This is a genomic window from Blastocatellia bacterium, from assembly GCA_025054955.1.
In the GTDB taxonomy this organism is placed as follows: Bacteria; Acidobacteriota; Blastocatellia; order HR10; family J050; genus JANWZE01.
Genome location: JANWZE010000085.1, coordinates 32,294 through 54,445, shown reverse-complemented (window position 1 = coordinate 54,445; position 22,152 = coordinate 32,294). Strand labels below are relative to the sequence as shown.

At 56.0% G+C, this 22,152-nt stretch carries 16 protein-coding genes; all 16 read right to left on the bottom strand.

What is annotated here, in order from left to right:
- Window positions 1–128: 128 nt before the first annotated feature.
- Complete coding sequence (locus NZ823_11175; protein ID MCS6805686.1) at window positions 129–644, bottom strand: hypothetical protein; 516 nt, start codon at window positions 642–644, stop codon at window positions 129–131.
- 75 nt (window positions 645–719) lie between these two features.
- Entirely contained in the window at window positions 720–1,037 is a 318-nt protein-coding gene (locus NZ823_11170) for a DUF4286 family protein (GenBank protein MCS6805685.1), read from the bottom strand.
- A gap of 261 nt (window positions 1,038–1,298) precedes the next feature.
- Window positions 1,299–1,901: a hypothetical protein gene (locus NZ823_11165; GenBank protein ID MCS6805684.1), complete on the bottom strand. Its 603-nt coding sequence runs from the start codon at window positions 1,899–1,901 to the stop codon at window positions 1,299–1,301.
- Window positions 1,902–2,199: 298 nt separating this feature from the next.
- Complete coding sequence (locus NZ823_11160; protein MCS6805683.1) at window positions 2,200–3,054, bottom strand: enoyl-CoA hydratase-related protein; 855 nt, start codon at window positions 3,052–3,054, stop codon at window positions 2,200–2,202.
- 220 nt (window positions 3,055–3,274) lie between these two features.
- Window positions 3,275–3,637 carry a cupin gene (locus NZ823_11155; GenBank protein ID MCS6805682.1) on the bottom strand — a complete coding sequence of 121 codons (363 nt, stop codon included), beginning with the start codon at window positions 3,635–3,637 and terminating at the stop codon, window positions 3,275–3,277.
- Between the two features lie 15 nt (window positions 3,638–3,652).
- A complete protein-coding gene (locus tag NZ823_11150) occupies window positions 3,653–3,952 on the bottom strand; it encodes an antibiotic biosynthesis monooxygenase (protein MCS6805681.1) in 300 nt (99 codons plus the stop codon).
- Between the two features lie 383 nt (window positions 3,953–4,335).
- A complete protein-coding gene (locus NZ823_11145; GenBank protein ID MCS6805680.1) occupies window positions 4,336–6,027 on the bottom strand; it encodes an AMP-binding protein in 1,692 nt (563 codons plus the stop codon).
- A complete protein-coding gene (locus NZ823_11140) occupies window positions 6,014–7,459 on the bottom strand; it encodes a polysaccharide pyruvyl transferase family protein (protein MCS6805679.1) in 1,446 nt (481 codons plus the stop codon). The genes NZ823_11145 and NZ823_11140 overlap by 14 nt, the downstream gene beginning before the upstream one ends.
- Window positions 7,456–8,592, bottom strand: a complete 1,137-nt coding sequence (locus NZ823_11135; protein MCS6805678.1) for an SDR family oxidoreductase — start codon at window positions 8,590–8,592, stop codon at window positions 7,456–7,458. Before NZ823_11135 ends, NZ823_11140 begins: the two co-directional genes overlap by 4 nt.
- 618 nt (window positions 8,593–9,210) lie before the next feature.
- Window positions 9,211–11,526 (bottom strand): SDR family oxidoreductase, encoded by a 2,316-nt coding sequence (locus NZ823_11130; GenBank protein ID MCS6805677.1) that lies wholly within the window; start codon window positions 11,524–11,526, stop codon window positions 9,211–9,213.
- A gap of 734 nt (window positions 11,527–12,260) precedes the next feature.
- On the bottom strand, window positions 12,261–13,325 hold the full coding sequence (locus NZ823_11125; GenBank protein MCS6805676.1) for a peptidase inhibitor family I36 protein: 1,065 nt from the start codon (window positions 13,323–13,325) through the stop codon (window positions 12,261–12,263).
- Between the two features lie 306 nt (window positions 13,326–13,631).
- Window positions 13,632–15,308: a B12-binding domain-containing radical SAM protein gene (locus NZ823_11120; protein MCS6805675.1), complete on the bottom strand. Its 1,677-nt coding sequence runs from the start codon at window positions 15,306–15,308 to the stop codon at window positions 13,632–13,634.
- 190 nt (window positions 15,309–15,498) lie between these two features.
- Window positions 15,499–17,652 carry a radical SAM protein gene (locus NZ823_11115; protein MCS6805674.1) on the bottom strand — a complete coding sequence of 718 codons (2,154 nt, stop codon included), beginning with the start codon at window positions 17,650–17,652 and terminating at the stop codon, window positions 15,499–15,501.
- 39 nt (window positions 17,653–17,691) lie between these two features.
- Entirely contained in the window at window positions 17,692–17,985 is a 294-nt protein-coding gene (locus NZ823_11110) for a hypothetical protein (protein MCS6805673.1), read from the bottom strand.
- A gap of 35 nt (window positions 17,986–18,020) precedes the next feature.
- Window positions 18,021–19,028, bottom strand: a complete 1,008-nt coding sequence (locus tag NZ823_11105) for a radical SAM protein (protein MCS6805672.1) — start codon at window positions 19,026–19,028, stop codon at window positions 18,021–18,023.
- A gap of 368 nt (window positions 19,029–19,396) precedes the next feature.
- On the bottom strand, window positions 19,397–21,958 hold the full coding sequence (locus NZ823_11100; GenBank protein ID MCS6805671.1) for an AMP-binding protein: 2,562 nt from the start codon (window positions 21,956–21,958) through the stop codon (window positions 19,397–19,399).
- Between the last annotated feature and the right edge of the window lie 194 nt (window positions 21,959–22,152).

Sequence of the window (22,152 nt, the reverse complement as noted above, 5' to 3'; positions counted from 1 at the left end):
AACCGCGCGAATATCAAAGCCTAAGCAGATAGCGTCAGAGAGGAATACCAATAGCGGAGAAAAGACATGCTCATAGAACTCATAGAGGATGGCGGGACCTGAAATGACTGAGCGCGAATGTGTGGTCGTCACTCGGCATTTGGTATAAGTCCGTCTGTCTGTTCAAACGCCTTGCGCTCGAACCAATTGTCGTGATACGGATGCCGCCCGCGCAACAGCGCCGCCAGACTTGACAAAAAATAGGCCGGAAGAAAAAACGGCCCCCATCGTTCATACTGCCGCACATGGACGCGCTCGTGCCGTCGCGTGTACTCCAAACAGTCGGCATCCCTGCTCAAGACAACATGGCCAAGTGTGATGGCCATACTGGAGCCGAGCCACGGCAAACGACTGGATAGGAGTTTGGGTAAAAAACTGCCGTGAACTTCGATCACACCTCGCACCAAACGAACCGAACCACCACGCAGCCTTACCAACAGCGCAATCAGCACTCCGATCAAAGTAGCCGGCGAGGCCCATACGTAGACCCATGCGCGGAGCAGATGGCTCAATGTCGCTCCGGCACTTAATCGCGTGCGACCTGCTTGAACAGTGTCCGCGCTACTTGCAGCCCGCCGATCACCTTTAATTGAAAGTCCTGTCATTCTTGCTATCTTGTGGACAACGTCGCGCTCCTAGCAGCCGGCCACTCATCAGGCGACTAACGTTGTGCCGGCGCTTCAACCGCAGACTGATGAGGGACCGGTCCAACGTTCCAGTCTCTGCCAGACCTCGCGTTCCAACTGAATGCCATCAGGAAAATGTGCGACAAAGTCTGCTCGCAACCGAGGAGCGCACTCCGTCAGGTACCGGTCGAGCGACTCCTGACTCGTCGCTTCGTATCGAACCCGATAACGACCCGATGTGCTCGAAGCAAAACACGCAGCAGTGAAATAGCCCGTCGCCAGTACGTCAGGAATGTGTTGTTCTCGCATGTAGCGTTCAAACGCTTGCGTCAAGGCTGGTGATACAATGGCTGTGATCTCGTATATGACCATGATCTCATCACAGTCGCCCAGACAGTCAGCCGTCTGCTGTTGCGCTGCATTAGAACGGATGCACGACCGGCTGGCGTAGATGCATCTTCATAGGTGTCGGCCCGTCGGTCTACCTCCAAGCTCATCTTAGTCTGCTATCACCCTCAGTCTACTCAGCAGACGTCGCCCGTGTTGGCCGACTCGGTTTACACGCTCACCACCACCTGAGGCCATCATCGCGTGTGGCCGTCAGCCACGAGCCAGGTTGCGAACCCGATCTCATCACGGCCGTTGCCAAACAGACCCATCGGTGTATTCGACACGCACGATGACGACCCGCTCATGGAGGCCTTCACTGTTGTAGACGTTGGCGCTGACGATTCTGCCCGGCGGCGACTTAATGAACACTTCCAGGTCTTTCTTCTTTCCTGGGCCAATTTTCTCTTCACTGGTGAACTGGTGTCGTCCGACTTCAGCTTGTGTTTCCGGATCAAGGAAGACGTAATCCCAATCAATCAACTTGATCGTCTTCGTCCCCGTGTTCTGCACTGTGCATCTGTACCGGTAGGCGTAACGCAGCGGCGGCGGTTTTTTGTTAGCTTTCATGATCTCATAGGTGCGCAGTTCGCGTTCGAGCTTGTTTTGATCGGCCGTGCTGCCTCCGCGCTTGGCCGCTTCTAATCGTCGCTCATCATTGATGCGCACACGCATCTCATCATAGGATTCATTCGGGCCGCCAAAGGGATTCGCTTCCCAGTTGATGCGTTCTTTGCTCCAACCGACTTTGAGCACAACAATGTCCGGAGCATCCTGCGCCATTGTTGCGCTCCGAACAATAGAGACGATTGCCAGCGTCGTGAGCATCCATAGGCTGAGGAGTTTCATAACGCCTCCTGGTCAATCAAGTTTGAAGAGATGACGCGCATTCTCCTATAAGAATTTGCATTCGATCTCCCCCGACAAGGTGAGCACGCGGACGCGCGTGATACATTGATCAAATGCCGGATGTGGAAAATGAGTGCCGGTTGCGCCCATGCGTCAATGCTCAGTTCGGTTATGCTCATCATCGCAGGCCCTCACGCGCTCGCTTTCACCAGGCATCAGGTTACACTATGGACGCTCATTTGAAAATGCGACTTCGATAAAACTACCGGCGCTTGGCGATGCTCGCTCTTTCACGATCTCAACTGCTTTGAGGCTCTGCATGATGATGTTGGTCGTTTGGTGTACTTGGAGTTGCAGTTTCTGTGTGAGCTTCGTGGCTTGGCGGGCGTGGCGATGCGTCACGCGCGCCGGCGCGGAAACGCTCCAGGCCGGCTATCATTTCGTCACTGGCGAGCGTCGGTCGAACAATTTGCGCCTCAAGTTTCAGACCCTCATCGAGTGACAGGCCGTAGGTGGCCAGCGTCGCGTGCCGATCTGCGCACATGCCAGCGAAATTGGGATACGAGGCGATGCACGTTGCGAGCTCCAGCGCGCGCGGCAGCGCCTGACCTTGCGGAACGACTTCCTGCACAAATCCCATCGCCTGAGCGCGCCAGGCATCAATACGCGCGCCGGTCTCCAGCAGGTAGAGCGCATTGCCCAATCCCATGATGCGCGCGAATCGTTGCGTGCCGCCATCGGTGTACGGAACGCCCCAGCGCCGGCTCAGGCAGCCGAATTCCGCGTTGGCCGCAGCAATCCGAAAGTCGCACCACGCAGCCAGTTCAAAACCGCCGGCAAAGCAATAACCGTTGATCGCTGCAATCGTCGGCTTGCCCGGATCAAGCCGCGCAAAGCCCATCGGTCCGGCAATATCAGTGTAGCGGTGTTGGAGCAGTGACATTGGATTTTTCAAATCAGCTCCCGCGCAGAACGCCAGCTCACCAGCCCCGGTAACGATCAGCACACGCGCCTCAGCGTCGGCGGCGAATGCCTCAATCGCTTCAGCCAGGCCGACGGCCGTCTCGCCGTCAACGCAGTTGTGCACCTCCGGACGATTGATACTAACAATGCGGACCCGTCCGCGCTGCTCGATGATGATTTTGTTACTCATAGTCAGAACAATTGCGCCGTTTTTGTGACAATGTGGCACAGGCGTTCCCAACTGTGCGCTCCATTTTCATTCTTTGTGGCGTGCAATAGCATAGGGGCGATCCTCCCGAAAATGGCTACAGAAGCCACAGAGGGGGTAGAGGGAGCCGAGGGCTTTCGGTGGACTCTATGACCTCGGTGGCTTCATGACAATGGCTCGTTGTGCTTTCTTCATCGCGCGTTCATTCATCCCGATGAACGATGTCCATGCCGAACGCCGGCAGACACACGGCGATATACTCGGCGCCGTCGGGCGCTGGTGTGCTGTACTGCACCCACTCACCACGATGAACAATCACAGCCTGACCGGCTTGCACGTCAACGCTGCCCTCCCGCGTCGTCACGCGCAACAGGCCGCGCAAGACAACCGTGTACTCATCGAACTCAGGGGTCTGTCCCGGCTCCACCCAACCGGCGGGACTGCGCATCCGCGCGATGCTCACTGCCGTGGTGTGGGAATTAACACGGCCGATGAACTCTTCGATCAATTTCGGCTTATTGCCGGCAGCTTCAATCACAGACGGTTTGCTGATCAGCGTCGGCATCGGTCAGTAAGCCTCCTATCCCACCACGTTGTAGCGACGAATATCTGGCTCAGCCGCCAACAGAGCAGGCGCTTTGCTGAGCGCCTCGCGCACATGCGGTGAAGCCAGATGCGCATCCAACGCCGCGTCGTCTTCCCATTCTTCCACGAACGTGAAGTCAGTCTCATCGGCTTTGTTTTGCAACAGCTCATAGGCGATGCAACCTGGTTCTTTGCGGGTCGGTTCAATCAACCCCATCAACAGTGAACGTAGTTCCTCCACCTTGTCCGGGCGAGCAATGATTCTGGCAACTACTCTGAGTGTATGCTTTGGCATGTTTCCTCCGAAAAGGCAGGCGCAGATTCACTGATGAAGAGATTTGCAATCAGTTAATCAGCGACGCCTGCACATTGGCGTATCGTGTGGCAGTAGCGTACTCAGTCAATCAGATTTACGCTCGGTCAATCAGTGACGCTGTGCCTGTTTTTCATCGTTTCTGGGTGTTGTCACCAACGACGTGGACAACGCCTCCGAATCTGATGTTCGTCATGAGACTCTCCCACGACGTTGCGCGCAGCCATCACCATTGATGATGAAGCAGCGCGTGGCTATGTGTGATCGGCTCACGCAACCGGGCGCCGATGCATCGTCAAGCCCTGTCCATACGTGAACGACGAGCGAGTTGGATGAGCTGAGGCACGGCGCGACACCGCCACGCATCAGGCTTTTTTCGCGCGGTACAAGTCTTCAATTTGTTCACTGAACCGCGCGGCGATAGCTTCACGCTTGAGTTTGCCGTTAGCCGTCAGCAAGCCGCTTTCAACGGTGAACGGCTCTCTTTCGATGTGAAACGCGCGGATGCGTTTATAGTGTGGCAACTGCTGATTGACGACATGCAAGGCCGCTTCGACTTGCTGGTGTGTCACATTGCCGGTAATCAGCGCCGCGAGAAAGCTTCGCCCATGCCCCACCAAAACGACCTGTTGCGCTCCGGGAATCTGCCGGATGATCATGTCTTCAATCGGCTCAGGCGGCACATTGTGACCGGAGCTCAAAACAATCACGTGCTTGACGCGCCCGATGATTCGCCAGTTGCCGTTGTCCACTTCGCCTTGATCGCCGGTGCGGAACCAGCCGTCGGTGAAGGCTTGCGCCGTTGCGTCAGGCTTGTTCCAGTATCCGGCAAAGATGTTGGGGCCGCGCACAAGGATTTCGTCGCCGTCGCCCAGTTTCATTTCAATGCCGGGAATGGCTGGCCCAACGCGGCCTGGCTCCACTTTGTAGGGATGATCCATCGTGCAAATGGCTGTCGTTTCTGTCAAACCATACACCTGCAGCACGGGAATGCCGAGCATCATAAAAAAGAGCTGCGTCTCCTTTGCCAATGGAGCTGAGCCACAGATGAGCGCCTTCAAGCGAGGACCAAGTCGCTTCTTGACCGCAGGAAAGATCAAGGAATTTGCTAAAAACAACCAGAGCGAATCAAGCGGCGAATCCGTCTCTTCAGAGACAACCTCTGTTCGCGCATTGCGTCGGAACCACACAGCTTTGCCTTTCTGATAGAGCCTGAGCAACAGCCCACCCCGTTGGTGGAATTGGTCTTCGATGCCTGCGCGCATGCGTTCCAACAAGATCGGCACGTTGAGGCAATAGTGCGGAGCCGCAACTTTCCATTCCTCGGCCAGCTTGTTCAGGTCGGTTGAAAGCGTCAACACGCTGTTGCGCGTCAAGCATGTGAGCAACAGAATCCACGAGCCGGCAAAGCAAAATGGTAAGTAATGAAAGACCTGATCGGGTTCCGTCGTCTCCCCCATCAAGACATCGAGTCGCGCGTTCGTACAGCCGAGCATGTAGGTGACGTTCCCCACCGTGAGCACAACGCCTTTAGGCTCGCCCGACGTGCCAGAGGTGTAAATGATCGTGACTGGATCCGACTCGTTTAATGCCACTGGGGCAACCTCGCCGTCACCAGCCTCGCCCGTTGAAGCGAAAATCTGCTCAAATAAATAGGTCGGGGGCGAATCAGGCCAATGTTCATGAATCGCCTGGCGCAGCGATGTGTCACCGCAGCAAATCAGCGAGACGCCGGCATCCTTCATCATGCCGACCAGCTCATTGGGCGCTTGTCGCGCATAGAGCGGCACAACGATAATCCCTTCGGCCATCAGCGCCAGGTCCACAGCCGCCCATTGAATACTATTGGCAGCTAGCACAGCGCAGCGGTCGCCTTTGTTCAATCCTGCTGCTTTGAAACATGCGCGCGCTGCGCGGACTGCCGCCAATAACTCAGCGCATGTGGCGCCGGTGATCTCGCCGTCCCGCACTTCCTGCAGGACAGGCCGCTGCGGCGTCTCATGCAAACGCTGAAAAATCTGCTCAACGAAATTCATAAGTTGCTCAGGTTGCTCCATGTCTCATCGCCAGTGGCGCGTCGCCATACGTTTCAACCAGCTTGCGCAACGTTGGGCTGAGCGGCGGCAGATAATCTTCCCAACTGAGGATGCCCGTCCGGATAGGAAATTCAGGGAAGCGCCGCTGCACATGCTGCTCGAAATAGACGCCCATGCGCGCCATCAGTTTAAGGTTTCTGGCGACTGTCTGACCAATGCCCTGACGAACAGACTCCCGCTCGTTGAACAAGGTTCTCATCACGGCAAGCAGTTTCTCTTCGAGTTGAGGATCGTCCACATCGAGCAGTAAATGCTCATGGCCACGCTCGCGCATCAGATTGCGGATGCGCTCGTCCATCGTGACACCTGCCGATGCAACCAACGCCGGCATCGAGCAGACAATCCCATGATACCGTGATGAGACCATCAGATGAGCGCAGCGCAGGATACTCACCAACTGATACATATCGTAATCGAGCGACGTCAACACCGGCACACCGCCCAATTGATCAGCCATCTGTCGGCACGCCTTGGTGTCCAGGGCCTCCATCGCTACCAGCACGGTGAAGACATTCTGCTCTTTGCGGAAGGCGGCGACCGCCTTTGACATCGCCGTCAAATAGTGATTGTAGGCGCGCGTCACCGATGGCCCTGCGTGATGAAAGTAAATCGTGCGATAGTGACTCTCTTTGAACGCGCCGGCCACCGTGTAAGCCAGGTACTTCATCACCGATGCTTTCACCGGCCACCAGAACGGATTGATCGGGCAGACGATCAGCACCGGCGCGCGCTCGTCCCATCCAAGTTGACGTAGGATTTTGTTTCCGTAATCCGGCCCATGCGGCTCGAACGTCCACGCCGTATCTGTGCCCAGTTCGGTCAGCACGCCCAGCTTATTGAGCACGGCCATAGATTCTTCGTTGCGCGTGATAATCAATGAGTGACGACAATAGCGAGCCACCATGCGCGCCACCAACGGGTCCATGTAACCAGCTTCAGCGCCATAGCCGACCGACAACTTGTTGTGCGCCGAGGCGATGCCCAATGCGCCCACCATCATGGTGGTCAGCGCGTTGGCAAATTTACTCTTGAACATGGACCCTTCGCAGGCAACGACACCGTCATACTGAGGCACTTCGCGGTACAACATCGGCGGAAACACATCGGGCAGATAGACCTGCCGGGTTCCAGAGAAGTAGCCGCGCGTCAAATCAAAATTCTGCGTCAGCACGCTGAATTCAACGTGCTGCGGTCCGAGGACGTGTCGCAACTGCCGTAGCATCTCCTCGACGCGCACATCAGCGCCGGTGTTGCGCGTGCCGTTGTAGCCGGTGAAGAAGAGTTTAAGCTTTTCGCCTGGCGTCCAGCGGCGTCCGTGGCCGAGCATCCATTTCAACTTGGAGAGTTCGATGATGCCGGCGACCCACGCTTGCAAGACGACATCCATGCTCATCGCGCTGCCTCCTTGGCCAAATTCGGCCATGGCTTGTAGGGATAGGTAAACCGGTTCCTGCGAGCGAATTTCATCAGCGGATAGCAATAGCTCGAAAAAGGCGCCGGCTCGCGGCCCAGCTCAGCAACGATGCGTGAGTTATCAAAGACCGTATTCCAAACCAAGTATGGAAGGAAGACCTTCAACAGCGAGGCATACTGCCGAACCAGCGGCCAACGGCGATTGGAGAGAAAATTCACCATCGCGGTCACCGGCCGCTCCAGACTGGGCATGAAGATAGGTTTTCGCTTGCCCTGCGCCCGCGCCAGCGCACTGGTTAACTCATCGAACGTCTCCGAGCGCCGCCCCGATGAGAGATGGTAAATCCGATGCGCCGGCTGCTCCTTCTGATGCAGTGTGGCAATCGCCTCAGCGACAAAATCAACCGGCACGATGTCGAGCCGATCACTCGGACGAAACGGCAGCAACGGGAGCCTGGCCAGAAAAACAAACGCGATCACCATATCAAACTGCGTGGTCTCGCCATACCGGCTGTCACCCAGCACAATGCTCGGACGAAAGATCGTTACTGGCACGTCAGGCAGCAACTGCTCGATCATGTGCTCGCAGAATTTCTTGGTGCGCGCATACGGATCGTAATCAGAGCGATCCCAATCAATCGCTTCATCTTCATGCACGATTTCATTGCTGCGATGGCCAGCGACAGCGACCGTGCTGATGTGACTCAGTCGCCGCAGACCATGATCATCGCGCGTCGCCTGAGCCAACTTGATGACTTCCAGTGTGCCGCGCAAATTGACGTTCAAACAGCTCTTCTCCGATTTGCGATTGAGCGACGCAGCGCAATGAATAATCGAATCGGTTGACTTGACCAAGCGCCGGTACTCGCTCTCTGACAAACCGAAGCGTGGCTGTGTCAAATCGCCAAGAAAGATGTTCATCCGCCTTCGCAGAAATTCGTAGAACTGAGCGAAGTCCAGATGCAACTGCATGGCCCGCCACAACCGCTCTTCAGCTTCACGTTGATCGTGAGCCCGCACCAGCAGGTTCAGCGAGTCAGGGTAACCCTGCAACAAATTGGCCGCTGTGTGCGCGCCCAGGTAACCGGTCACTCCTGTGATGAAAATCCCCATAATGTTAAAAAATCCGAAATCCGAAACACGAAATCCCAAACATGTTGAAAATCCGAAAGCCCAAGCGCGAAACCCCAAACATGTTGAAAATCCGAAAGCCCAAGCACGAAATCCCAAACATGTTGAAAATCCGAAAGCCCAAGCACGACATCGGAAACACGTTCAAAGTTCTGGCAGTTTGCCTTTCATCGGCGATTCGTAACAACTGCCACTATAGCGATTTTCAATTGCCTTTGCCCAGCGAGCGCCGCCTTGCGGGCTCATGCACGCTGCAACTGCGCGCCCCAGGGTAGATTGATTCGCAATCCGCTCTAAGTACCGTGACAAACGTTCGGGGCGTTTTTGGAGTGCTGCGACGTGTCGCAGCTTTGGCTGGAAAGCGGTGACACGTCACCACACTCCAAAATGTCCCGTCCCACCAAAATCTGCCGGACCTTTTGTCCACCTACTTAGCTATCGGATGGCGCTTCGACTTTATCCATGAGATTTGGCCGAGCCACATCGCCCAGACTCGCAACCCGCTTGGTGGCGTTCGTTGCGATGCAGCATGCCGCCGAGATTTGGCCGAGCCACATCGCCCACACTCGCAATAGCGACACCTCGGTTCTCACTTCTACCTTATCCATGATATTTGGCGCCGAGCATAGAAGGCGATGACTGAAGATTGACAGCCGAGTGTTGACCGGATGCTTTCTCGACCGGCCGGCCTTCAATGATCGGATACGACCAGCGCCGCAGCGCCGGAATATGAATGTTGATCCAGTACTCCCACCAATCAATCGAAAACGGATCATACTGGAAATCCTCTTTCTCCTCTGGCACAAGAGCCTGCGACAAGAGGGCGACGTTGCCGGTATTAAATACCTGTTGATTATCGAGAATGAACGGCTCGTAAAGCTCGATCAGCTTGGCAACGCGCTCCAGATTGCGTTCAACGTTGATCAACGGAGGCCGCTTCAGCGGCAGCGGCGCGCTGATTTTTTGAATGGCCTGAACGACAGCCTTCTGACCGGGCGCCGAGAGCGCCTGATACCGCTCTTTGGAGACAGGAATGGATTCAAATCGAGCGCGCATACGATAAGCCAGCCCCTCCTGCGCGCGATAGAATTTCCGATGCGCCAACGCCGTTAGCTCAATAGAGCGCCCCATGTCGCAGGGATTAACCGCCGACGTGGCCAACTGGTAAACCTGATCGTGCCGGCGTTGCACCAGCGCCGCAGCAATCAAGACCATGCCGCGACAGACCAGGTCCACCGGGATGATGTCCAGGTATTTACGTTCGTTGCTGGGTAGTTGCCTGAAATAGGTGCCTAGCAGATAGGAAATCGGCGCCGACGTGTTGACGCCTTCGTTCCAGCCACAGAACGGCTCATGAATGGATGTCTCCACGATAGAGGGTCGCACAACGGCAATAGGCAAGTCAGCTCCCAGCGTCGCGATCAACGATTCAGCCATGCTCTTGGTGAACGTGTAGGTATTGGGCCAGCCTAATTCTTTGGCCCGCTTCATGCCGGCTTCGATCAATTGATTCTTAATCCATCGCTGCCGATAACGGCGCAGACGCGTTTCCAAGCCAGCGTCGCTGCTGTCATCGGCCTCGGCGGCTTTGCTCTGCGCTTGCTGGCGGAGCTGCTCGGTGACGTCGGGCGTGGCGGCTTCCGCTTCAATGCGCCGAACTAAGGCCCAGAGCGATTGACGCTCGCGCTCGGCATCAAACCCTTCGATAGGCCACGGCGTGTAATTGGCGATCAACTGCTCCGGCACACGTCCATCCCGATAACCGACAACGTAACAGGTGGACAAGTGCATGAGTGCCGCGCGTTCACACTGGCGGAAGAAATCCAGTAGATGAAGCGTGCCGTCCACATTGATCGCCAATGCTTCACGCAGGTCAGGATTAAAATCGGTCAGCCCAGAACTGTTGATGATCACATCCAATTCACGGGTCAATCGCTGGTGCATCAGCGGGTCGAGGCCGAGTCCGGGCTGTGTGATGTCGCCTTCAACCACTTCGATTTTCTCATTGAGAAATGCGGCTAAATCCGCGCCATAGCGTTGCCGGAACCATTCAAACACCGGCGATTCCTCGACCATTTTCTGGAAGCGCCGCTGCGGGCTGAGCGAACGCTGACGACGAATGAGCAAGTAGATTCTGCCGATTGTAGGAATGTCTTTGAGCGCCTTGGCCAGCCAGACTTTGCCGATGAAGCCGGTGACGCCGATGAGCAAAAGCTGCTTTCCGGCCAACGATTGGCGCACAGAGAGCTGTGAGAGACGCTCGCGTTTTTCAAATAAGACAATCGGTCGGGCCGGCATGTGCGTGACTCTTTTGGCCGGCACAATGGCTCCCATCAGCTCATCAAGCGTGATCCCCAGGTGGCGCGTTAGTTTCTTGGCCGATACGCGCCCATCCACCTTTTTCCTCACAAACCGCGCATAGGCGCCGCGCGGTCGAATCACAGGATCGAGCAATCGGCCGGTGGCCAGTCCGTCACGAAATTCCAATCGGTTGGCAATCAGATACTGAGCGCCAAGATACTGAGCCAGCGGCCGCATGATGTGCTCCAGACCCTGACTGACCAGCACGACAGATTTGCCCGAAGCGAGCAATTGCTTGATCTTGTCTACGCTCGGCTGATTCAACCGAGGCTTCAACCGATAGTGGAAATACTCTTCGCCAAGCAAGTCGAGTCGGTCTCGACTCACGCCGCGCAGCAGCATGTGCAACACGCGCGTGGCCAACACGCGGTTGGTTGAATAAAGGAACGGCCTCAACAAGGTAACCAGCCCAACTCCACTGCGCCGCGCCCAACGCTCGGTGAATCGTTGCGCATTCCAGGTGAAGAAACCAACCGGGTGGATGGCATTCAAATTCAGCAGGCTTCCTTCCACCCGCCAGAACGTGTCGGGCTTGCCGCCAGCGGGCTGGATCATCTGGGCTTCTCCCTGATTAACCTCAGTTGCCAAAATTCTACTCCCCACACCTGACCGTGTACGGTCGCTTGCTCAATTGGCTAAGCCTGCCGGGACAGGCTCCACCAGCCGGCTTGCCACGGAGGCAAGCTGCCGCCCGGAAGGATCAGCAGCTCAGTATATGCCGGAAGAGAACAGAACGAGACCGTACCGTTCCCCACAGAAACGATCACGCCTCTTGCAGCCGATGCGCCCAAGAGACGCTTGCGTTAACTTGCAACACTGAAACGCAACCACCTTTCCCATCATGTAATGTTTGCTGAAAACGAGGCGCAAGTATATCAAAAAGACGGCGGCGACGTCCACCAATGCTTTCTCCGGTTGCTCAGCAGAGCGGCTTGCGGATTCGTTTACCCTGAGAGCGCCCGCCATCGGTATCTACACATCTCTACCCCGTCAGTCGCTATTGAATTGTCAACGTGAGCATACGCCAAGAGACGCCCCGACAACCGAGCGCCGCTGCCACACCATACGCCAATGTGCAGCCGGCCGCATGCGGCTAGTGAGTTGAGCCGGGGCTTTTCAAAGTCAAGGGCATGAAGTGAGCACGGTCTTCAGAGTGCAGTGACGTGTCACCGCTTTCCGGCCAAAGCTGCGACACATCGCAGCACTCCAAAAACGCCCCGAAAATTTTGTCACGTTACCTAGCAACCCATCCGCGCCTGTGCCGATTTGTGCCAGCAGCCCCAATCCGCTCACCACGACAATTCAAACTCGTATTCATCATCGCCGCCTCTCTTGTCTCGAATGCGAACCACAGCCGTGTAATTGTTGAAGCGTTCGGGCTGCTGGATGATTTCCACCGATCCACGCCCACGAATCTGACGAAGCTCCACGCGAATATCTCGTCGGGGTAGCGGACTGGAAAACGATACACGTTCGCCCTGTAGCGGCCTGCCGGCAATGGTCCGCACTCGCACTTCATCGCCGCGGACAAAGATTTCGATCTCGTCATCTACCCGGCCGCGCCACGTCATGTATTCGGACCGACGCCACTGCTCTGACTGATCATCGCTCGTTCCATGAACGCTAAATGAGAGCCGAAAAGGATCGCCCCAGGGCTCGCTGCGGCCATTGAGCGTAATCTGAGCAATCTGCCCACGCCGGTATTCAATTCGACCATCGCCAGTGACACGACGCCTATCGTCAGCTTGTTTCAGGTCCAAATCAACGTTTGAGCCAACACGCCGCCATCGCCCATAAAATCGCAGCGTATCATCTCCGCGAAATTCCAGTAGCGCATCGCCGTCGGCAGCTAACTCGACAACGGCGGTCTGCAGGTTCACATTGCGGCGACCTTGCAGTTGAAACACGCCGTGACCGCGCAGTTGGCTGGCTCCCTGACCGGGCAGCACATTGTCCCGCGGATTATAGCCGCCTCCTTGATTGAATCCGCCGTAGCCGCTGCCCACGATGCGCAGCGAAGAGATTTGATCGTTCCAGTTGCCCGGCAGATTTTTCAAGTCGCTCACATCCGACGCCACTTCCAGCGACTCGCCGCCAAAGTTGACGTCTTTGTAGATCACCACCCGCGCTCGACCGAATACGCGGATGGATGAAATCATATCGTTCCACCCCAGTCGCCGTAGGTCAGGTAAGTCTTCGCTCCCTGACCAGCACTCGGATTTCCCCTTGAAATTCTTATCGCCATAGACGCATACGCGATCAGCCTGCGCCCGAGTCAGGGGAACCAGGGACGCTGCCGGCAGCACCAAACAACCCAGCGCCAAAGCCAAAGTAATTTGATCCCAGCTCCTCATAAGCATTGCCTCCATTGAGCAGTCACTATCATTCACAAGCGGGTGTTTGGACGCCTGCCTGCTCGGGCACGTTGCATATACGAGCCTTGGTAGATGAACCTTGATGTTGCGGCAGCCGTCGCACACGCCATACGACGCAGTGCGTGCAGCTCGGCGCACATCATGATCGTCAGTAGAGTCAGATCAACGCCGCGTTCTGCATATACGCATCTGAGCCGTTACTCATCAGCAAGAGGTGCCTCACGCCTGCGCCAAGCCGCTCGGCGTGTGTCTCCGATGAGTGATGAACATCATCCGGCCTGTGGCTCAACTCATCAAGTGAGCCATCTCCAATTCAGGAATCCCCGGCCGGTGACGGTGCTCAGGAATCTCGACGTGCTCCGGCACCTTCAGTTTGGGTTTGCTCCGCCCGCTAAAATCCAGGTACAAATGGCGACGCAGATACCATTCCGGGAAGTGACCCAGCCGCAATAACGGATACTTCATCGCCTTGCCAAACAGCTTGCGTCCGAGCAAGTAGTAGTAGATGGGCACGCCCAGACTAAACTTCAAATTGGTCCTCAGATTGTTGTAGAAGAATTGCTGATTATAGCGCCAGCAGGTGAAGAAGAACTCCCATTGCAGGTCGGTCAAGTCAACCAATTTGGCGCTCTCGTTCTTTTCCAGCCGCGTATCTTCCAGCGGCACAAACAACGTCGGAATGACGCACCACTTGGCGTCCTTCAAGGCGAAGAGCAAATCGAGCGACTCCTTGGTGTCCTCGCGCGTTTCGCCAGGCAAGCCAATGATCCATGTGCAGAAGGGAAACCAATTATGCTTATTGAGAATTTCCATGCCCTTGAGCACGACATCCGGCCATTGTTCTGGCCGATACGGATAGCCTTTGCCTTTCATGAATTGTTTGAACAAGCGCACCGAGCCAGTCTCCAGCCCGATGAACAAATTGGCGTAGCGCTTCTCCGGATGCGTGGAGGCGCGATGCCGATGGACGCTCTTGCCCACTGCCACCGGCGACAATTCCTCGACCAGATGCGGGTCTTTGACAATCGGCGCCATGGTCCCATGCGACTGTGTCAGGTACTTGACGCCGGGAACAGCCGCAATTGATTCATACAGGCGCTTGAGCGCCGGCACGTTGGTTTCAAATCGTGGGCCTTGCTCGTAGAGAAAGATATCTTCGGTGACAAGCAAAATCGTATCAGCGCCTTCGGCCACCTGATGGCGCACGCTGGCCAGGATATGCTCCAGCGGCAGGCTCTTGCCGCTGCGCAGGGCAATCGAGCAAAACTGACAGCCACGCCCGCAGCCGCGCGTGATCTCGACTGCGCCGTAGGTGGCGCGATGGCGCAGGATCGGAATCTTTTCCAAGCGCGGGCTTCGACATTCCACCTTGCGCGGCAACGGCTCGCCCCGAATCGCCTTCTCAAACAGATCAACGGCGACATCCTCGGCTTCCCCGTCAACAATGCAGTCAATTTGCCATTCGTCTTGCAGATTCTTCTTCTCGATTTGCCACGAGCCGGGGCCGCCAACAATGATCTTCAAATGATGCTTATGCTGACGAAGCACCGGATGCAGAATCAGCTTGCGAAACTCGCCAGCATTGACCGGTTCAATCTGGCGGCCATAGAACTTTGCATAGACATCGGTGGCAAACGTGATGCCCAGCGGATTATGCGCATGAATGCCAACAACCCGCGTCTCATCGCCGACGAACCACGGCAATTGATCGGGATAACAAACAGCAATGTCTTCGGGTCGGAACTTCTCCAGCAACAGCGATTCAATGACCCGCAAGCCAGTGGGCACGTATTTGGCCTGACCATCAGGCCAGGTCTCGTTAGTGACAGAAATATCCGAAACGAAACGAGCGTATCGCATGGGCAGCGTTGCCAGCAACATCTGCCGCCATGTGCTGCGCATGTACTCGGATGATTCCGAATTACTGGCAGCAAGCACGATCTTTCTTCCCGGATGATTCATCAAGACTTCTCCTCTTGAAAATCAAGGGCCGATGAGACAGCCCCTGCGTGAGTTTGGATTTTATATCGGGCGTGATGCGCAACGGCATGACAAGCATGGTCGGAAATCACAGCCAGCAAACTGGGGGCAGGCCGCCGGAGGAGGCTTTCGTCCGGCGGCCCGCAACGTGTTGCTATCCAGATCAGCGTGACTAGTCGCCAATGCCGGCAGCCGCCTGCTGATGGGCTGCGCTCTCCTGCTTTGCCGGCGTCAACGAAGCGGGAGTCACAGCCGCCTGCTGACCGTTAGCGCGCCCATTGCCAACGCGAAGCTGAACGAGCGTCGGCTCCGGTTCTGCCGGCTCATTCAAAACGATCTGCCGATAGAGCTTCGCCATGCGCGCATTCTCCTCTTCGCGGCGTTTGCGTTCGGCGCGGGCCTTCATCTGCTCTTCGCGCGCATTCTTGGCAACACCCAACCGATCCAGATCGTGCTGCACGTCCTTGGTGATGATCTCTTCACGCAGCAGCAACGAATGCTCGGTGCTGTTAAGCGCAACGTTCTTGCCGCCGGCAAAGATTTCATGTCGGCCATGCTCCTGGTACCACTTGCTCAGCGTCGCCGTCATGTGCATCTTTTCGACGATGTTGCGCCAACCGATGCCGGTATTGTAGGCGCAGAAGGAAATTTCGCCCTCTTGCGTTGCATAGGGGATGATGCAACGTTCAGTCCGGCGGAAGTCGTAGTTAAACAGGTCTTGGAACCACATCCCGGCGATGAAGAGGAAATTCCAACGATCCTGCCGTCGCTTTTGGATGTCGGCCATCGTCCGGTCTGCTCCGACCTTGCCGTAGTCGCGGCCGGTCGCTCCCCAAGTTTTGTCAAACTTCTTCAGCAGATCAATCAAACGGAAATGGGTTGGCGATTTGAACGGATCGTAGTTTTTCATCAGCGCCAACGCCATGCCGATGATGGAGAGCCATTTGCCCCGGGCGGCGTCATTGATGGACGCTACGTCCTTGGCCAACGGCAACGCGTCGAGAAACGCTGTGACCGGCACAGCCTCTTTTGTCTCTTTATCCACCATCACGGCCATGCCGACGCCGCAGTTGGGATGGCAGCCGCACTTGAACGAGCCCCAGTCTTGATTCGGCCCTTTGACCAGATCAGCCCAGTCCGAGAACGGACTGATGAACGAAATCGGGAACCAGTCGCGCGTTGGCTCGCCCAGCCCGGTCTGCTTTTTCACATCATGCGCCAGATGCGACAGCGTGTAACGTTGCGCTTGCCGCCGCTCATCCGTGATCGCCTCATCACGTCCTGTGAATGAAACAGGCTGAAACGCGAGGAAGGCAATCTTACGCGGATTGTCCAGCGCAAATTGAATGATCCGCCCGACCTGCTCGTTGTTGATGCCATTGACAATGGTGGTCACTGGCACAATTTCGATGCCAGCGTTGTGCATGTTTTCAATGGCGCGTAACTTCACATCGAACAGATTGCCGACGCGACGATGCTGGTTGGCCGCATTGCCAATGCCATCGAATTGCAAGTAGGCAAAGCGTAACCCAGCTTCGGCGGCGGCGCGAGCAAACTCAGGGCTCTTGGCAAATTCGATGCCGTTGGTCGCCGCTTGCACACTGTTGTAACCAACTTTGCGCGCGTAGCGGATGGCATCGAGGAAGTAAGGCGACAGCGTCGGCTCGCCACCGGAAAACTGCACCGACAACTGACGGCGCGGCTTGAGCGAGATGGCGTTATCGAGTAACGTCTTGATGTCTTCCCAGCTCAGCTCATGGACGAAACCAACTTGATTGGCATCCATGAAGCACGGGTCGCACATCATGTTGCAGCGATTGGTCAGGTCAATGGTCAGCACAGCGCCGCGACCATACTTGATCGTGCTGCTGCCATGATTGTGCAACCTCTCATCGTTGTGAGCGACGATGTCGCTGCCAGGAAATGATTCTTCGAGGTGCTTGAAGAACGCCGGGTCAATTGACATGACATCTTCAAAGTGACCATGAATGGGACAATCCTTGACCATCAGGATTTTGCCATCGCGTTCGATGATCTGCGCCTTGATTTCGCCCACCCGTTCATGGCGCAAGATGTCAACCGGCAGCGCGCCATTGAGAATTTTTTCACGAATCTCCGGCACGCACTTTGGACAGAGCGAATCGGTCGTTCGTGGCCATCCCAATGGCGGCTTCACTTTCTGATACGACTTCAACAAGGGTTTGTCAGACCATTTGGGGGTGAACGATGGATTCTGATTGATGCGATTCAGTCGCTCAAACACAAACCACACCCCCTTGGCCATTATGGTCAATCCCTTTTCGACATACTTGATCGGCTTATGCATATATATATCTCCTTAACGATCGCCGGCAAAGCACCTGCCTCATCCCATCACCTTCGCCGGCATGAATCTCCATAGAAGCTGAATTGGCGATCCAGCTTCTAATTCGCCCCCTTGGATGGGATACAAGTCAGCGTCGTGGCAAGAATAGCCGTCGGCCACACCGGCGTCAAGCAGCCGGTGGTCGGGCAAACAGCCAGCGACATTGCTGCCCAGGCAGTCTGCTCCGAGACGGCTCCACCACCCGACAGTGGCGTCAGCCTGATACTTCTGTCGCCCCTGCTGCTTGTGGCGAAGCTGCCCTGACCACGTCCGATGGCGTCCTTGGTAAAACATTATAGATGAGTCCTTCGTAACAACCCTCCCAGCGGCTACCTCCCGGCATATTTGCTCAAGCGGCTCGGCGATGTTTGAATCTGGTATAACTTGATGGCTTGAACCGCTTCCTTGCGAACTATCCCTTTAGCCGGCAGCGTCTGTGGATCGCGCCAGAAATCGAACGTCGCCACCTGATTGACGCACGACACGGTGCAGTAAGGCGCGCACGCTTTCTTAGTCAAATACTCGCGGCGGATGTCCTCTTTCGTGTAGTGTTCCAACGGCACACCCGGATACCCTCGCTGCTGCGAGCAGTAATGCACCAACCCGTCTTCGCAAATGTACAAGTACCGCGCGCCTGCTCGGCAACGCCAGCGATTCGGCTTACCATCCACAAGATTTCGTTGGAAGTAATCTACCCGCGCATAGCTGCTTTTACGAAGTCGCTTCATTTCAAAATAGACCTCTCGCTCGATGCCTCTGAGCGGCTTCAGCGTGCCCGTTCCATCATGAATGACACCCAACGAGCTAGAAAAGCCTAATTCCAATGCACGCTTGCTAATGACCAGCGCATCCTGGGGCGTTTTGATGCCGCCGCCAATAACTGAATTGATGTTGACCTTGAACTCGGCCAGTTGCGACAACCAGACCAACTTCTTATCCAACACTTTGAGGCTCTTCTTGGATACGTCATCAGGGTTGACATTATCAATGCTAATCTGCAAGTACTCTAACCCAGCCTCATTCAACTTCAGAATGCGCTCCTGCGTCAACAAATAGCCGTTGGTAATCAAGCCGGTCAAAATCCCATGCTGACGGATTCGACGAATGATCGCTTCCAAGTCAGGATGCAGCAACGGCTCGCCTCCGCTGATGGTGATGGCCAACGTCCCCAGACTGGCCAGTTTGTCCACGCGACGGAACATCGTTTCAGTAGGCACAGGCGCAGAAACACTGTCGTATTCATTGCAATAAGCGCACGACAGATTACAACGACGGATCGGAATCAAGTGTGCCAGCACCGGCCGGTCTGTCCACAGCAGGCCTTTAGCAAGAAACATAAACTCCCGATAGTGGCTTCTGAGTTTACGCCATGCATTCATAATTATTGCCCCAAAAGCGCACCGCTACCCACGCAACCTAAACAGGCCACGACCCTTCAGCACTGTGATGGACATGTACTCCCACCGTGAATTTCTGTTCATCATTATTCTTTATCAAATGCCCAACCCTGGAAGAGCGTTAGTATAAAGTTAAATCATACTTGATTGTCAAGTTGACAATAAATTTTTGATCGGCAGTCAGAGCGGTTTGCGAACGAGTCTGCCCTGTGAGCGTTCCAGCGTGCATGAGCCCGCACGATGCGGGGCCGCCAGGGTAAAATCATTTGCAACCCACTCTAGAACCAAAAAAGCGTGGGCAAGCGCACTCACAGTTGCCGAACAGCTTGCTCAACCTGCCATGCCAGTTGCGAGTAATCATGTCCCTGCAGTTGAAGTGGCCGACCAAAAATGACCTTGACCGGGCCAGGTCGAGCCATTTTCCAAGACTGGTGTAACACGCGCTCCAGTCCCTCCAGCCGCACGGGCACAACTGGCAGATGAAGCCGCGAGGCAATCATGCCGACACCGCCTTGAAACCGACTGATTTCTCCCTGCTCTGTGCGCCGGCCTTCAGGAAAAATCAGGATACAGTAACCTTCACTGACCAGCTCACCCATGTAACTAAGCGCCTGCCGGGCTCCAGCTTCTTGTTGCGGCAGTGGGAAGGCGTTGAAGAATAAACACGCCAGATAATAGTTCACGCTGTTGGTTAACCACTGCCATCGCCCATGTTGAGCAGGAAAGAAGTGGGCTTTGAAAAATTCCTTCGACATGGCCGGCGCCAGCCGGTAACGCCAGCGTGGCGGCAAGGCTGCAAAAATGACCGGTGTGTCCAAATGACTCTGGTGATTTGCAGCGAAAATGGCTGGCCCGTCCAGTGCCTGCAAATGTTCACGGCCTTCAACCCGTATCCAAGCAAACAGCCGCGTCAGCGGCAGAATCAACAGCGCCAAACCGAGCCGACGAACGCCGCAAGCCAGCCAGCGCCGATTCCACGCGGGAAATTGAATCGGACTGGCGGCAGGTTCGCGGGCCGCCTGCGCCAGCAACGCGCGCAGTTCCCCCAGGTCGCGCGCCTGTGATAGGACTGTTTCATCCAGGCTCGTTTGAAATTGTTCTTCCAGCTCCATCGTCAATTCAATGCGCTCTAGCGAGCTTAAGCCAAGTTCTTCCAGCGTCACGTTCGATGTGAGCGGACGGTCGCCTGCGTATTTAGCCAGCAGAGCGGCCAGCCGATCCTCAGCCGCTGGCTCCGAACGCGGGACACTGCCCTGTTCAACCCATTGCTTGATCTGCCGGCGCTTCAGTTTGCGCGTCCCCTCGGTGCGTGGCAGCGCATCTCCAGGCCAGACGCTGAAGCCACGTATCTTCTGATGCTCTTCCAGTTGTTGGTTGGCCAGCCGCACAACCTCAGCCGGATGAACCAACGGAATGTTCTTGGCGCCGCCTGTTTCCAGCACGAGCACCGCATGAACACGCTCCTGACCGCCTCTCGTGACGCCGATGACGGCTGCTTCACGCACGCCGGCAATCCGCTCTAACACCCGCTCGACATCCTCAGGAAACACATTCAAGCCCTCCGGCGTGACGATCATCTCTTTTTTGCGTCCGCGCACGTACAAGCGGCCTTCTTCATCAAATGCGCCGATGTCACCCGTATGTAGCCAACCATCCTCGAACGCTTGAGCTGTTTCATCATCAGCGCAGTAGTAACCAACGGTGACATTTTCGCCGCGTACCAGAATCTCGCCATCCGGCGCGATCTTCACTTCAACGCCCGGCAGCGCCTTGCCGACCGAACCGGCCTGCGCGTTAAACGGATGATTCAGCGTGACAATCGGAGCCGTTTCCGTCAATCCGTAACCTTGAATCACCAGAAACCCCAGACCAGACCAGAACGCTTCCAACGCCGGGTCCAGCGGCGCTGCGCCGACAACAAAACTCCAGAATTTCATCCCGAACAGGCGATGCACCTTTCGGTACATCCACCACCGTCGAAGCACGTGTCGCCGAACCGGCTTCATGCGGGCTGCCTTCGGATCAACATGAACAATATACTCGCGCAGCACCTCCAGAATTTTCGGCACACAGACCAAGACCGAGATGCGCCGCATACGAATTTGCTTGATGATGCGCTCTGGATTGTAGCCGCGCATGAACACAACTGTGCCCGGCAGCATCGGCGGAATGAACATTGTCATCGCCTGCCCAAACAGATGGCTGAGCGGCAACAGATTGAGAAACCGCAACGGAAAGAACGGGCGACCAAGCCAGCGGTACTTCAGGATTTCATTTTCCACTGGAACAATGTTGGCCAGGATATTGCGGTGTGTAATTAGCACGCCTTTCGGTTCAGCAGTCGCTCCAGAGGTGAAGATGATCTGGATGACATCATCGCGGCTGGGCAATGCAAGTGACGCGCTGATTGACTCGATCGTGGCTCGATCAGCCCATTGTTCCATTGACGCGGTGATCTCACTGAGCGGCCAGACGGGCGGCGAAGCATCGCCGTCACTGAATGAAACCTCCTCGCCAATCAGTATGAGCCGCGGCTGTACGATCTGTCGAACGCGTTGTAGGAAATTGCTCGACGCCCGATAATCAATTGGAACTACCACGGCGCCGACCAGCAGGCAACCCCAGAACGCCACGACCCACTCCGGGCGATTCTCGCTCCAGATGATGACTTTGTCACCTTTGCCAATGCCGGCGGCCTCCAGTCGCACGGCAAACGCCTTGGCCGCTCGCGCGACATCCGAATACGTGTACGACCAGCTTCGATAGCCGTCGTCGTAGACGAGGAACTCGCCGCGCGCGTTGGCCATATCCTGAAAGAAGTCCACTAACGTCTCCCGGCGCATAGCAGAAAATATGATAGACCAACTCATGATGGCTCGTCACCGCGCGCAGACCTCTGCCGAATGAGCATGGATGATCGGTGAGCAAACATCAACAGCTTGGGAATCCGACCCGATGCAATTGACGGTGAGCAAACATTAACAGCCTTGGAATCCGACGCCACACGCGCGACGCGGTCGGCAAACACGTTCATGCCAAGCCGCGTAAGGGCAGCATGAAGTGA

Excerpts from the sequence above, each read along its gene's own strand:
- NZ823_11160 (MCS6805683.1), bottom strand. The coding sequence starts at position 3,054 with ATGAGTAACAAAATCATCATCGAGCAGCGCGGACGGGTCCGCATTGTT.
- NZ823_11170 (MCS6805685.1), bottom strand. The coding sequence starts at position 1,037 with ATGGTCATATACGAGATCACAGCCATTGTATCACCAGCCTTGACGCAA.
- NZ823_11165 (MCS6805684.1), bottom strand. The coding sequence starts at position 1,901 with ATGAAACTCCTCAGCCTATGGATGCTCACGACGCTGGCAATCGTCTCT.
- NZ823_11115 (MCS6805674.1), bottom strand. The coding sequence starts at position 17,652 with ATGCATAAGCCGATCAAGTATGTCGAAAAGGGATTGACCATAATGGCC.
- NZ823_11175 (MCS6805686.1), bottom strand. The coding sequence starts at position 644 with ATGACAGGACTTTCAATTAAAGGTGATCGGCGGGCTGCAAGTAGCGCG.
- NZ823_11110 (MCS6805673.1), bottom strand. The coding sequence starts at position 17,985 with ATGTTTTACCAAGGACGCCATCGGACGTGGTCAGGGCAGCTTCGCCAC.
- NZ823_11105 (MCS6805672.1), bottom strand. The coding sequence starts at position 19,028 with ATGTTTCTTGCTAAAGGCCTGCTGTGGACAGACCGGCCGGTGCTGGCA.
- NZ823_11155 (MCS6805682.1), bottom strand. The coding sequence starts at position 3,637 with ATGCCGACGCTGATCAGCAAACCGTCTGTGATTGAAGCTGCCGGCAAT.
- NZ823_11100 (MCS6805671.1), bottom strand. The coding sequence starts at position 21,958 with ATGAGTTGGTCTATCATATTTTCTGCTATGCGCCGGGAGACGTTAGTG.
- NZ823_11125 (MCS6805676.1), bottom strand. The coding sequence starts at position 13,325 with ATGAGGAGCTGGGATCAAATTACTTTGGCTTTGGCGCTGGGTTGTTTG.
- NZ823_11130 (MCS6805677.1), bottom strand. The coding sequence starts at position 11,526 with ATGATCCAGCCCGCTGGCGGCAAGCCCGACACGTTCTGGCGGGTGGAA.
- NZ823_11135 (MCS6805678.1), bottom strand. The coding sequence starts at position 8,592 with ATGGGGATTTTCATCACAGGAGTGACCGGTTACCTGGGCGCGCACACA.
- NZ823_11150 (MCS6805681.1), bottom strand. The coding sequence starts at position 3,952 with ATGCCAAAGCATACACTCAGAGTAGTTGCCAGAATCATTGCTCGCCCG.
- NZ823_11120 (MCS6805675.1), bottom strand. The coding sequence starts at position 15,308 with ATGAATCATCCGGGAAGAAAGATCGTGCTTGCTGCCAGTAATTCGGAA.
- NZ823_11140 (MCS6805679.1), bottom strand. The coding sequence starts at position 7,459 with ATGAGCATGGATGTCGTCTTGCAAGCGTGGGTCGCCGGCATCATCGAA.
- NZ823_11145 (MCS6805680.1), bottom strand. The coding sequence starts at position 6,027 with ATGGAGCAACCTGAGCAACTTATGAATTTCGTTGAGCAGATTTTTCAG.